The 12,851-nt window shown below is 59.2% G+C and carries 12 protein-coding genes and 2 pseudogenes; 5 read left to right on the forward strand and 9 right to left on the reverse strand.

Translation table 11 applies throughout. The features are described from left to right. Positions 1-484: 484 nt before the first annotated feature. From NKJ84_RS29000 to NKJ84_RS29010, 3 genes and pseudogenes are all read right to left on the reverse strand, one after another. A pseudogene (locus tag NKJ84_RS29000) lies at positions 485-1,157 on the reverse strand (protein-L-isoaspartate(D-aspartate) O-methyltransferase). Positions 1,158-1,394: 237 nt separating this feature from the next. Continuing rightward, positions 1,395-1,706, reverse strand: a complete 312-nt coding sequence (locus NKJ84_RS29005) for a PilZ domain-containing protein (RefSeq protein WP_352479185.1) — start codon at positions 1,704-1,706, stop codon at positions 1,395-1,397. Between the two features lie 110 nt (positions 1,707-1,816). Further along, positions 1,817-1,966: a hypothetical protein gene (locus NKJ84_RS29010; RefSeq protein ID WP_352509289.1), complete on the reverse strand. Its 150-nt coding sequence runs from the start codon at positions 1,964-1,966 to the stop codon at positions 1,817-1,819. Positions 1,967-3,071: 1,105 nt separating this feature from the next. Here NKJ84_RS29010 and NKJ84_RS29015 point away from each other — a divergent pair. Beyond that, positions 3,072-3,370: pseudogene (locus NKJ84_RS29015) on the forward strand (transposase); the annotation flags it as partial. Between the two features lie 87 nt (positions 3,371-3,457). Here NKJ84_RS29015 and NKJ84_RS29020 read toward each other — a convergent pair. After that, positions 3,458-3,709: a DUF982 domain-containing protein gene (locus tag NKJ84_RS29020; protein WP_352509291.1), complete on the reverse strand. Its 252-nt coding sequence runs from the start codon at positions 3,707-3,709 to the stop codon at positions 3,458-3,460. Between the two features lie 154 nt (positions 3,710-3,863). Between NKJ84_RS29020 and NKJ84_RS29025 the strand changes: the two genes are divergently transcribed. Both NKJ84_RS29025 and NKJ84_RS29030 read left to right on the forward strand, forming a co-directional pair. Then, positions 3,864-4,283 (forward strand): hypothetical protein, encoded by a 420-nt coding sequence (locus NKJ84_RS29025; protein ID WP_352509292.1) that lies wholly within the window; start codon positions 3,864-3,866, stop codon positions 4,281-4,283. Positions 4,284-4,738: 455 nt separating this feature from the next. Continuing rightward, complete coding sequence (locus NKJ84_RS29030) at positions 4,739-5,563, forward strand: 5'-3' exonuclease (protein WP_352479191.1); 825 nt, start codon at positions 4,739-4,741, stop codon at positions 5,561-5,563. 442 nt (positions 5,564-6,005) lie between these two features. On the opposite strand, the gene NKJ84_RS29035 is transcribed toward NKJ84_RS29030, so the two are convergent. The 5 genes from NKJ84_RS29035 to NKJ84_RS29055 all read right to left on the reverse strand — a co-directional run bounded on the left by NKJ84_RS29035 (position 6,006) and on the right by NKJ84_RS29055 (position 11,632). After that, complete coding sequence (locus tag NKJ84_RS29035) at positions 6,006-7,064, reverse strand: YihY/virulence factor BrkB family protein (RefSeq protein ID WP_352509293.1); 1,059 nt, start codon at positions 7,062-7,064, stop codon at positions 6,006-6,008. Between the two features lie 624 nt (positions 7,065-7,688). Continuing rightward, positions 7,689-7,985: a PRC-barrel domain containing protein gene (locus NKJ84_RS29040; RefSeq protein WP_352479193.1), complete on the reverse strand. Its 297-nt coding sequence runs from the start codon at positions 7,983-7,985 to the stop codon at positions 7,689-7,691. Positions 7,986-8,775: 790 nt separating this feature from the next. After that, positions 8,776-9,819 (reverse strand): sensor histidine kinase, encoded by a 1,044-nt coding sequence (locus tag NKJ84_RS29045; protein ID WP_352509294.1) that lies wholly within the window; start codon positions 9,817-9,819, stop codon positions 8,776-8,778. Then, complete coding sequence (locus NKJ84_RS29050) at positions 9,816-11,321, reverse strand: ATPase domain-containing protein (RefSeq protein WP_352509295.1); 1,506 nt, start codon at positions 11,319-11,321, stop codon at positions 9,816-9,818. The genes NKJ84_RS29045 and NKJ84_RS29050 overlap by 4 nt, the downstream gene beginning before the upstream one ends. A gap of 83 nt (positions 11,322-11,404) precedes the next feature. Further along, complete coding sequence (locus NKJ84_RS29055) at positions 11,405-11,632, reverse strand: hypothetical protein (protein ID WP_352509296.1); 228 nt, start codon at positions 11,630-11,632, stop codon at positions 11,405-11,407. Between the two features lie 128 nt (positions 11,633-11,760). Here NKJ84_RS29055 and NKJ84_RS29060 point away from each other — a divergent pair, with 128 nt between their 5' ends. Both NKJ84_RS29060 and NKJ84_RS29065 read left to right on the forward strand, forming a co-directional pair. Continuing rightward, positions 11,761-12,255 carry a hypothetical protein gene (locus NKJ84_RS29060; RefSeq protein ID WP_352509297.1) on the forward strand — a complete coding sequence of 165 codons (495 nt, stop codon included), beginning with the start codon at positions 11,761-11,763 and terminating at the stop codon, positions 12,253-12,255. After that, a complete protein-coding gene (locus NKJ84_RS29065; protein ID WP_352509299.1) occupies positions 12,221-12,391 on the forward strand; it encodes a hypothetical protein in 171 nt (56 codons plus the stop codon). The genes NKJ84_RS29060 and NKJ84_RS29065 overlap by 35 nt, the downstream gene beginning before the upstream one ends. Positions 12,392-12,851 lie beyond the last annotated feature (460 nt).

The raw sequence follows: 12,851 nt of genomic DNA on the forward strand, positions 1-12,851 counted from the left end.
GAACAGCGTTATCCGGCATCATGGTGGGCCTCATGGGTTGCACCTCCCTGGTCCCTAGGGTTGAACCGACGCCGCTGGTCGCCACGCCCGCGCCAAAGGTTCTTCGCAGAGTTCCCCCGCCAAAGGTCGTCCGCAGGGTTGCTCCGTCAAAGGTCGTCAAGCCTGCTCCCAGGAGGGCCGCCAAGAAAGTGATCATACCGGTTGAGGAGGAGCCTGTTCCTGCGCCTGTGTTCATTCCTCCTTCGGGCGGGAGCGGCGGGAGCGGTGGGAGCGGCGGGAGCGGCGGCGGGGGAGGCGGCTGGGGAGGATGATCAGCTCAAGTTGTGAGGGCCAAGAAGGATCGCAGAGCCCAGAAGACAAGCTGCCTTGTGTTTGGAAAATCTGCGACGGGTTGTTTCTCCCGTTCATCAAGGACGAAAGAAACGCGAAGGCTGGCATCTGATTGAGGGTCGGAAAAGCGCGGCGCGCCGGTTGTCGCACATCACTAGGCGGTCTCGAGCCGGCTGAACCGAACCGGAATGAGTTTCCGGGTCTCGAGCTGCCCTGCCGCATCCTTGTCGATGACAGTCAGAAACTGTGCTTCTTTAGATCCCAAAGGCCACCAGCCGTCCCCCCGGCTTGAGTTGCGTCAGAAAAGCCGGCGGTGTCTGCTCAGCCGCCGCCGTGACCAGGATTTTGTCGAATGGGGCGTGCTCGGGCCAGCCGCGAGACCCGTCTCCGACACGAATGCCGACATTGGATAAGCCGAGGTCATGCAGGAGAGCCTCCGCACGGCTTGCGAATTCCTCGATGATTTCTACGCTCCAAACTTGCCCGGCGAGTCCCGCGAGGATTGCGGTTTGGTAGCCCAGGCCGGTGCCGATCTCGAGCACCGCCTCGTGCGGTTGGGGAGCAAGAAGATCGATCATGAGGGCGACGATGAACGGCTGCGAGACGGTTTTATCGAAGCCGATCGGCAGCGGCATGTCCTGGTAGGCGTAAGGTGCAACCGAAGCTGGCACGAAGAGATGCCGCGGCAATCGCCGCATCGCTGCCATCACCCGTTCATCGAGCGCCGCCTTGCCGAGTTCTTCGCTTGCAAGGTCGGTATGGATTGCAATCATCTCGACCATGTGCCTGCGTAGGATGGCCAGGTGCTCTTCGTTCATAGGCTTCATGACGGTGGGACTTTCCTCAACCAGCTTGCTGCCAGAGAGCCTTATATCCTGTTCGTCACAGTAGCGCCCGCTATCGTTTCCAACACGGGTGTCCAGGGCAGGGGTGGGTGACCGTCTTGGCAGTCAAGGGCGCTGTGTAGTTCACGTCCCTGTCCGGGTTATCCTCGGAGAGAATGGCCGGGCGACTTGTGCTGAAAATTCATGGCGAGTGTCAGAAAAGGTTCGTCTTGCCGTGGGTCAACCGTAGTGAAGTTTCGGTTTGGGCTCGGTGCCGGTGAATTTGACGCCGATGCGGTCGTTGCGACGCCAACGAACTTCCGATCTATAGGCAACTCCATCGACCGACACGTAGAGCAAGAAGCGATCGGGAACCCGAGCTTCGGGCGCGACCTTCAGCTCGGCGCCCCCCTCATGCTGATTGCGCAAGGTGCAGCTGATCTCGGAATTCTGGATCCCGGTGATGATCGTCCCGCCCTTTAGCACACGTGGGCGGCGCTCGCGCCGATGCTCGTCGGAACTCTGATCAAGTGGATTGGCGGTGTTTGCCATCGATAAAATGCCAGATCTGCCGAAATTCACCCTTAAGTATAAAACACCGAACACAGACGCACAGCAATGGGCGATCATGTTGCTCAGGTATGTGGCATTCTAGGACATGCTCAGGTAATATCTAGCAAAGGTTCCGCGTTGCCGACGTGTCGATCAGCACGGGTTCCAAGCTTCTGGTCGACGCCGGCCCCGTAGCCGTCGAACTCCACCTCCTGAATCCAAGCATCGCCGTGGGGCGGCTTCTCGATCAGGGTCGGCATCAAGGCTCAATGAACTCTAGCCGGCCGGTGCTGGCGTGCGGTGCCAGACGCATCGACCATTCCGGGGCGCCTTACAGCTTCTACACAGCGGAATTGCCGCCACGTACTTCATTCGCATGTATCATTACATTAGGTCTAGCTCATATACTCACAGTCAAGCGAGCACTCCCAAAGGCTCGCTGGTCAGGCCCAGCGGTCTACCCTCACCGCAAGCCGCTGGGCCGCTAGAACGAGCGCAACGGATCGCGCCGACTTCATGACGAGGATTAAAATCGGGGTCAATTGAATGTGTACGTTTGCTGCAAATGTTCCGGGCCGGAGCCCTTGCTCGTTCGAGGGTTCGAATGCTGGAGATGCAGGCGTGGCCAAGAAGCCGTCTATTGCCGGTTTAGCCAAAGACTTGTCTAATGTTGCGCTCACATTCAATTGTCCGAATTGCTCGCATCCGGCGGTAAGGAAAGGCTCTGCACTAAGAACGATTGCGCACTTCAGATGCCACGGGTGCAACGCCAAGGTGCGGATCACTTATCAGCAGAAGCTAGCAATCTTCGAAAAGCACAGGCTATCGGCCGCCCGAGGCGCGCTGCGACAACTCAACTCTGCTTTGCGGTAAGCCTAGCGGCTTCGCCCAACGTCATGTGCGGCACGGCGCTGTCACCCCAATCTGATCCCAAAAGTCCAGCCGCGAGGCGTTGCGTAGACCCTCGTCGCCGCGCAGTGCTTACGCGGCCAATCAGTCCCGGCTTGATCCATTGAGTGGCTGGGCGCTTCGTGCACTTTGGCGACGGCCCGGCATGCTCATGCACCCGTTTCCATAGCTCGCGGATCATTCGGGGTCGAATTAAGAGGCGAATGCGGGGCTTGCCAAGCTCGCGCTCAATGCCGAGCAGTTGGCCGAGCGCGGCCGCCGGACTTGTGCCCGTCGGGGCACTCTTTGCTGAAGTTGCCCCGTGATCGAGACTGGCAGGACTAATGTCCCCAGAGTCGGACTTTTTGCTCCAGGACCACCGTTTTCCTTCGCAGACTCAGCCAGGGATCACGTCATGCGCTGGGACTGTCAGGAGTTCTGTGCGAGGCCATGACGATGGAAGGAAAGAATCATCACATGGCTATCGGGAAAGAATTTCTGGACCAGCTGCTTGCCGGTCGTGATCCGAACGAGGTTTTCGCCAAGGGGGTTGCTTGACGACCTGAAGAAGGCGCTTTCGGAGCGCATTTTGAACGCCGAGCTCGACGAGCACTTCGATGAGGAGAGCACCGAGAGGAACGTCAATCGCGCAAAGGCCATTCGCGGAAGTCGGTGCTGACGGGCACATCGAAGATGACGCTGACTATCCCGCGCACCGTGCCGGAACCTTCGATCCGAAGCTGATCGCCAAATATCAGCGCCGCTTTCCAGACTTCGCGATGGACGCGTTCGAAACTGCGGCCAAGCATCTCGACAATGGCTATGACCGGCCGGCATTTGCTGCGGCGGCAGAGTAGCAGATGTCAGGCGTTCAAGATTTTCGCTTCCTTGGCGGCGGTCAGAAATGCCGCGCGGGCTACCTCCGGGGCGCTTCCACCGCCGAGCACCTTCATGCAGGCCATTCGTGCCTGGATGCGGCGCCCCGTCTCTCCAATGGGCCAATCATACAGCAGCATTTCGGCGGCCTCGCGGGTGCTCGAAACACTGACTTTGCCCGAGGACAGCAACAGGGTCACGGGCTTTTCGAACGTGCCGACGTCTCGTTCGCTGGTCATGTTCTGGTTTCCTTTCGCGGTGTCCCTACGACCCTACGGGCGAACACCACATTTCGTTGCGTCACGATTGACCCGGTGCGCGAACATTCGGTGAGAAGCTCCTTGCGACTGCATGCCCTTGGGGCATTCCTGCCGGCATTGCCGAGGGGTGAGAATGTTAATCCTCGGCCTCGACATCGCATGCGCTTGGTATGAGCCCGGCTCATCGCTCTCGATCAAGACTGGCCTGATCAAAGCCATCGGCGAGAACGCCGAGGAGCAGGGGATCGCTCGGTTGCCAGCTTCGCGCCATGATCAAGGCAACAGGCCCGACTTTGTGTCGATCGAGCAGCCGATGGCCAACGTGGTCTCATTCAAAACGTGGTCTCATTCAGGAAGACCGCCAGACGCTTACGCCCCCAGCGACGAGCAAACTGCTAACCCGATCGCCTTGCAGCGCGAGGGGCTGGCCTGCGCCGCTGCGGCCATCATCAGCGACGGCTACGGTATCCACTGGGAAACAATCCCTTTGTCGACGCAGCGGAAGCATTTCCTTGGCATGGGCTGCTCGCCCGGCTTTGACCACGCCATGTAGAAGCGCACTGCGGTCGAGCGCTGCCGCCAGCGAAGCGTGTCAGGGGTTCAAATTGCGAGAGCGCGTCACCTACATCGACTCGCCGCCGCCGAGGGGAGGGCTGCTCGTAAAGGCCGGTTGCGAATGCGCCATGTGCTGATTCCGGTAATGGAATGCGGCCTTGTCCGGATCCTAGACACGCTGCTCAATGTCGGCGCAAACAAAGGATTGGGCTGCATTTGCCGGCGTGTCATTGCCGACCTTGCCGTAGCTTCCAAGGACAGTCTTGACGAGCGCTTCTCGGTCGAGGACGTGTTCAGCGCCACGCGCAGATCGTTGTTGTTGTCAAAGGGCTGTCGCAGCGGGCTACCATATAGTAGTGCGCGCACCTGTGACTTGAAGGTAAGCTGCTGCGATAAGAGACATGGCTTGAGGCGGGCGTACGGGCACGGCCTGGCGCTTCCTCAAGGATTGAGATGATCGTTCATTTAGTAGACGGCACATACGAGTTGTTTCGCCACTTCTATGGCCAACGCCGGTTCAACAACGGCCAAGACAGGCCGTTTGGCGCCGTCGTTGGCGTGCTGAACACCCTGCTGGAGATGATCGAGAATGGCGCCACACACATTGGGGTAGCGACAGATCATGTAATCGAGTCGTTCAGAAATCAGCTCTGGCCCGGCTACAAGACCGGGGATGGCATCGAGCCGGCATTGCTCGCGCAGTTCCATCCTCTTGAGAAAGCCCTGGCGGCCATGGGAGTGGCGGTCTGGCCGATGATCGACCTAGAAGCCGACGACGCGCTGGCATCCGCGGCACGGAGCGCGGCTGCCGATGAGCGCGTGCAGAAGGTATGCATCTGGACGCCTGACAAGGATCTCGCGCAGTGCGTGCGAGGTGACCATGTGGTCCAGGTAGACCGAAGGACCCAGAAAATTCGCGATGCCACCGGCGTACGCGAGAAGTTCGGAGTTGAGCCGGCTCTGATTCCAGATTTCCTAGCGCTCGTCGGTGATGCCGCGGATGGCTACCCGGGTCTCGAGGGCATCGGCCTGGTGTCGGCCGCCCGGCTGCTTGGCCGCTATGGCCCTCTTGAAAGCTTTCCGCCTGAAGCCCTCGGCCGGCGTAGAGAGCTCGCACTTTTGTTCAAGAATCTCGCCACGCTGCGTACGGACGCTCGGCTTTTTGAGAATGTCGAAGAGCTGCGCTGGCGCGGCCCGACCAATGCGTTCGAGACGTGCGTAATCCAGCTAAATGATGCCCGGCTCCTCGCACGTGCGCTTAAAGCTCCCCGTAACTGACTTCGGACGCGAGGTCTGGAAGCGGCCTTTGGAAGGCCAGCGCCGATTCCCCAATCGCACAGGGGCACGGTAGGCGCGGCAACAGTCTTGAAGAACTCAGCCCAACGTTCCGGCGGGTGACAGGCGCTCACGTAGCATCTGAGTTGTCGATTCACGTTCAATGGCAAAGCGTGTCACACCTACGCACCTACGACCTAGATACAAGGCGGTCGCGTCCGGGTCGTGCCCCGCTGAGTGGTATAGCTCGGCGGTGACGAAGCCGCTCGGTCGCTCCGTGGGCGCGCCCTCAGTAAGAGGGAGCAGCATCTGAACCCTGCTTTGCCTTTCCCGTGATGGGAAGATACAAGACAACCTCATATATGCTCGATAGGCCTGTAAGGTGACGGCCATCTAAGACCGTCATTGGCGCCAAGCGAAGTTGCAGCAGATGCACAGTAAGGCGCTAGGTTTTGCGCTCGTCCAAACGTGACTGCTTGTTGGCGGCATCGGCCGATCCGCCCAGCGTGTCCGCGACCGTGGCACCTCGCGCCCCCATCGGTTGCTGCGCACCTGTGGTGGTGTCCTTGACTGTCTGATGCTCCATCTCAGCATTCAGCTCCGCACCTACAATCAGGATGATCACGGAAATCCAGGTCCACATCATCAAGCCGATGACCGCCCCCAGGGCTCCGTAGGTCGCGTTGTAGTTAGCGAAGTTCTCAAGATAAAAAGAGAAACCCACCGAGACTGCGATCCAAACCACAGCCGAGAGGAATGCCCCCCATGTGGCCCATCGCCACTTTGCCTTTTCGCGGCTAGGGCCGTAGCGGTAGATCAGCGTAATTCCGATTCCGACCATGATCAGCAAAACCGGCCACCGCAAGATCCGCACAAGGGTTTCCGTCCAGCCGCCGAGGTTCACCAGCGCAAGCATTGCGGGTACGATCCCGACCGAGATGATAAGGCCGATGCCAATGAGGATGGCGCCAAGGGTGAATCCCAAGGCCAGGAGATTCAGATGGATAAAGCCGCGCTTTTCAGTCTCCTCGTAAGCGATGTTCATTGCTTCAAACAGCGTCTTGATGCCGCTGTTGGCGCTCCACAGTGCGACCGCGAGACCGAAGATAAACCCAAAGCTGAGCGTGCTAGTGTTCTGAGCGGCCAATGAGTTAAGTTGCGATCTGATAAGATCCAAACCGCCCGAAGGCAGTATGCCGCCAAGGAATGAAATGTGCTCGGCGACCGTCTGAGGATCGGCGACGAAGCCGTAAATGGACACGAAGGCGGCAAGCGCTGGAAACAGGGCAAGAAGCAGGTAGAACGTGGCTCCGGCCGCGATCAACATGACGCGGTCCTCCATTACCTCAGCGAACACCCGCCACAGTACATCCCTCCAGCCGCGGCCGGAAATTTGCGATGGCCGTTCGGCATTGCGTCCGCGGCCCTCTTTGTCTGCTTGTCCAGCCCGCCGCTCCAGTTGCATTTGGTTTTCGTTGGAATCTTCGGCTTTGTTGTTCGACATGACTGCAGTCCGTCGCATCTTCCTCGACGGCAACGTTTAGGCGCGCCAATAGATGCAGGTGCAGACCTGCGCTCGCAAATAATCATCCGCCAGCTGCAGAAATACCGGCCATCTAACAACGACACTGCCCCGACTCTGACTCACGACCGCTTCCGAGGGCCGGAGTAGGGCTGTCCTGTCTCGCCTCGAGGGGCTATCTGACCACATCGTTCCGGCCGGTATCAGCACCGGCTGGCGCCATGTCCGGCGGCCTGTTCCACAGCAGCGACTTTGAAATCGTGGATGCGTTTCCAGAACGTCATGACGCATGACGCACGAAGTCACGATCGCCATGCTGCAGGACCCTGGTTCGGCTGGCAAGCCAGACGAAAGTGAAACACGCGCCGGCCATGACGTGAAGGTCCTTCCGGTCTCAGGCGACAAGGACACGGGAAAACCTGCCCCGCCCAGGTGAAGCTCTTGCGCGGCCGCTGGAACGAAACATCCCTCGATGAGGTCTGTTCGTTTCCGAATGGAAAATTTGACGATCAGGTCGATGCTTTCGCCGACGCTGCAAGCGAGCTCGCACTCGGATCGACCTTCACCCATGACAATATCTGACGGTCGAGACCACCGAAGCTGATTTTAATCAAAATGCTCTGGCAGGGCCTTCAACTGCTCGGTCGTCATTTGTGTGATAGCATGCACGGTGCCGTCTTCGTCCCGCATAAAATCGAGCTGAGTTGCATATAAGGCCACGCGCTTTGAGCCTATGCCGAGGAACCCACCAACATCGAAGACGACCTGCGCATGCTCGCCCGTTCCATGGATGTGGTCGACTGAACTGATTTCCTCATCGTCGCGACCGTAGATGGTGGCTCCCTCAACAACGTCTGCGCGCAGTTCAGAACTCGAAAGCCGTACGTGATTGGTGTGGTCCATTTTTGGAGGCTCCTCTCCGGTTGGACTGAGGTAACCCCCGACAGGGCCAACCGTTCCGAACCGTCGTTCACGAGTGTCGTTCGCGGATGGGCACCGAGCGGGGATATGGCAGGCGCCTTGGCTGTCGCCGATCCCCTAAACGAGCTGGCGTTGAGTTCGAGCATCCGGTTTGGGGTCGTCTGTCGTGGCGGTTCGACTTGCAAACACCGAAGTAGGTCGGCCTGCCTGCTTAACCGCCTGAAAAACGCGCCCGAGCCGCGGCGGCAACTGTGCGCTATTTTGACATTTCGACCTTGCGGTGTCGGATTATTTGCATGCGAACGAGTTTTGCGAGGCTATCCTCCCCCTTCTTCAACGTACCATTCTGGGAGGAATGCATGGGTCCCCATGAGCAACATGCCGTTGAAATCGTGAGGACGAAAGAGTGGTCGGTTCGCGTGACGGTCAACGGCGCTACGATCACGGTCCCTTTCACAGCTGAGAGCTACGCGCGCTCGTTTGCAGATGGTGAGGCGTTCCGCCTCGGCGTTCAGGTGGAGCTCAGGAAGCCGGCGTAGTCGCGCCGTTTTGTCGGTAACGTGTGGCTCCGACCAGCTCACTACATCCTGCCGCGCGAGGTCAGGTGAAAGAGCCAGGCGGCGGCGGCTTGGCGGCCGCAATGGGGGCCCCCAACTCGCAACCTGCATCGTGGCCCCGAACCGCTGAAGAAAGTCGCGGAGCCGGCCCTTTGATTACAGTGGCTTCGACTGCGGCCACAGCTGCGTGCTGTTTCGTCGCGTTCGTCAGGTACTCAGGAGTACGCTGGGACGAGCCTCGTTTCGCGTAATGGCAACGCCATAGTGAGACGCAGGCCGCCGGGATTGTAATGCATTTCGATTTTCGCATTGCATTGCACCGTAACGACCCTTTCCAGCAATGTCGTTCCAAAGCCTCGTCGACTCGGCGGCTGCACAATGGGACCATTCCGCTCCTGCCAATGGAGATGCAGGATCTGCTCACCTGCGGAATCCGCTATCCACCATTGCACATCGAGGCGGCCTTCCGGGCGCGACAAGGCGCCGAATTTTGCTGAGTTGGAGGCAAGTTCATGAAACGCCATGCCCACAGGTATCGCAAGGTCGGCGACGAGGGCCACATTGGGACCACGTAGTGATATTCGCGGCTCGCCATAGATCTCGTAGTGGCTCAGTTCCGTCTCAAGCAATCTCTGTAATGAGGCCGTCTGCCAATAGTCGTCTGTAAGCATTGAATGCGTGTTGGCAAGGGACACGATTCTTGCGGAGAAATCACGCACGAAGCTGTCGACGCTATCGCTGGACCGGGCCGTCGCTCCCATCATCGCTCGCACATTGGCCAGGGTGTTTTTGACCCGGTGATGAAGCTCGAGGATCAACAGCTTTTGACGGTCAGCGACCTCCTGTTTTTGTTCGAGGTGGGACTTGACCTCGAGCTGGCGTGCACGCGCACGCAACGCCGACCTCACCGAATTGGCCAGACTTGAGGCCAGGAAAGGCCTTTCGAGAACGATGAGATACCGATCTAGAAACGCAAGACGCTTGTCGAATTCTGTTCCCCGCATGACCAGAAGAACCACTGGAAAATCGGACCACGCAGGTTGGTTGCGCAGCCAGGCGGCGAATTGGCTCCGGTCGGAATTGATGAGCGCCTCTTCGGCGACGACAAGGCAGTGTGCGCTGTCGAGAAACCCCAAAACCTCTTCCAGATTGGCACAGATGCGTGTGCCGATCCCGTGTTTTGCTAAGATCGAGGCCGCTAGCTGAGCGTCTCGACCAACCGGGGCGAGCACGAGTACGACGGGTTCTTTCGGCGTCATGGCTTCTTGTCAGCGAGCAGGTCGCTTTGTTTGCCCTCAAAAAAGGGCACGCCTGTAAGTATTCCCCTGAATTGGTCGAGCGGCTCGCCGACAGCTATGCCCTGGCTGCTGACCATGAATTCACGGATCGTGTCCTCGTGAGGACCAACCCGCCTCTTCACCACCGAAATCGCTCGCCGGATGCGACCGCCACTTTCGAAAAACCTCAGCAACATCACTGCATCAGACAGATAGGTCATGTCGATTGGGGCCGCCGTCTGGCCGATCAGCCCGTGATTGGCGAGCAGCAGGATCGTGACGATGCCCTTCTGGTTGAGGTAGGTGAGAATTTCATGCATCTGCAGCACAAGATGCTGCTCTTGGGACATCGAATTCAGATATCCCGTGAGGCTGTCGATCACTACGATCCGGGCATCAAACCGCTCGACTGCGAACTGAATCTTTGATGACAATTCGCCGGGTGAAAGGTCCGCCGGGTCGATCTGTTCGAGCAGGAGCATTCCGTCTTGCAGGAAGGGCTTGAGATCCATACCGAGACCAGCTGCACGTCCCAGGAAAATGCGGTCAGTCTCATCGAACAGCAGAACCAGGGCGCGCTCACCGCGCCCGAGCGCTGCATGACAGTAGGAGCAGGCTATGGTCGACTTCCCCACACCTGAAGGGCCGATCAAGAGCGTGCTTGTGCCCCGATCGAGGCCGCCGCCGAGCAGAGCGTCCACGCCATGTCCGCTTAAGGCCGGCGATCCGTGCTCGGCTTCAGGGTGCTCGGCGGCGACCAGTCGCGGAAAGACCGTGATCCCGCCCGGTCGGATAACGAAGTCGTGGTAACCGCCACGTATTTGCACCCCACGCATCTTGATCACCCGTAAGCGCCGCCGCTCGCCACCGTATATCGGAGTCAATTGCTCCATGCGGATCACGCCATGGCTGATCGAATGCAGGTTGAGGTCATCCTGCTCGGCCGTGAGGTCGTCGAGTAACAAGACCGTCGCGTGGTTGAGCAGAAAGAAGCTTTTCAGCGCCAGGACCTGCCGACGGTAGCGTAGTGAGCCCTGCGAGAGCAGCCGGATTTCTGAAAGCGAATCGAATACGACGCGCTGTGGCTTAATACGGTCGATCTCAGCCAAGGCCGCCTGCACGGTCTCTCCGAGTTCCAGGTCAGAAGAATGCACGAGTGTCTGCAGCTGGGAAGGATCAAGGCTGAGTTCTGGAGGAACGAGTTCCAGAATTTCTATCCCGCCCAGAGTCCAGCCGTGCCTGCTTGCCACGGATATGAGTTCGCGCTTGCTTTCGGATAGCGTAATATAGAGGCAGTTTTCGCCTTGCGAGGCCCCCTTGATAAGGAACTGAAGCCCGAGCGTGGTCTTGCCCGAACCAGGCCTTCCCTCAACGAGGTGTGACCGAAATTTGGCATAACCCCCGCGCAAAACATAGTCGAGGCCTTCTACCCCGGTCGCTAATGGTGAGGCGTCATCTTCGTTCACGTTGACGTTGCCCCTCATGTACGTTGCTGAACAGCGTAACGATTGTCAGTTTTGATGGTTCCAGAGGGCCGCACTACGCTGGATAAGGACAAGAGCCTCCCCTACAAACTGCTCACGACGCCGTTCGTGTCGGTGAGAACAATTCTGCCGGAGCGCGCAAGGCGGCGCAGGCGCTGCCAGCGATTGCTGGCGAGCGCGGGCTCCATATTCTGGCGGCGATCAATCTCGATGCGATCGCCGACGACGGTGACGGCAACAAGGGTTGCGTCATCGCGCTTGGAACGGTCGGCAAGCTGCTTCCGACGGCCCACGTCGGCGTTCCCGCGCATAGCGGTTTCTCCTGAATGGGCTGAACGCCGCGACTGTTGCCGCTGCCATAGCGGCCCGTGTGGAATGGGTCTCTGAGCTTACCGATAATGCCCAATTCCTTCTGGGCACACCGCCGAGCTTGCTCAATATGCGCGACGGCAAGTCCCGCTATGACGTAACGACGCCGGCTACGGCGTTCGCCGGCTTTAACGTTCTGAGCTATCGACGGAGCCCGGACGAGGTGCTTGATTGCATTGACCGGCTTTGCGCCGATGCTGCTTTTGCCTGCCTGCCGGAACTGAAGCAGCGCCGGCATTGCCAGCACGGCAGCGCAGCGATCGATCTCGTCGAAACAATTCCGCTGCATCGTTACAAGGCACTGCTGGACCGTCTCGATGCGGTAACAACATCAAGGCTTGGCACCGTCGGCGCGTCTCTTGGCGCGGGCGATCTCCCGCTGCCCCGAGCAATGCCTGCTGGTTACCGAAGAGGCATGGCGATTGAGCCGCTTGCCGGGACCGGCAATCGTCACCCGCTTCGGCTCGACACCCTATCTGCCAACGAACCTTTCCGACAGGCCGGCAGCGGCGAGGTTGCGCGAGATTGCCTTGCACATCGCAGCCGGCGCAACCGCACGCTATGATCTCGGCGATCGGCTGTGCGGATTGTTTCGCCGGCATCTCGAGATGAGCTTCTTTGGCGAGGCCACCGCATCCAGTCTCGACGTCGTCGCCCGCAACATGCCGATGTGGCGCGACGGCATTCGCTGGCCGAAATAAGGCGGGCTGGCCAACATTCTTACCATCAATATCGGCCCGTGGGGACGAGACTACCACACCCCGCTCGAGCGGCTTCACATCGGCTATGCTTTCGATGTCTTGCAGCAAGTCGTGAGTGATGTTTGTGCGGCGCTTCTTGCAAGGCAGGCGTAGCGCGCGGAAGCAGCAACTCGATACCTCGCCAGGAGCAAATCTGGAAGCCGAGGTTGCATGCCAGATCAGTCCTGAGGCATGTCGTCGCCGTGAAGAGAGTCTCAAGAACAGCTTCGCCAGCGCACCTCGAAAACCGGCTACCGCTATGACGAAGTGTTGGGAGGCTCGTCCGACTCCGCCAAACGATCGCGAATGGCTTGCTCCGTTTTGCTTGCCGTCTTTTTCACGACTTTCTCGACGCGGTCGACCAACGTCTCGGCGTCGCCGCTGGAACCCTGTCGGTCAGCCTCTTCCTTTACAGTCTCAT

The organism is Mesorhizobium sp. M0048, assembly GCF_040323405.1.
Classification (GTDB): Bacteria; Pseudomonadota; Alphaproteobacteria; order Rhizobiales; family Rhizobiaceae; genus Mesorhizobium.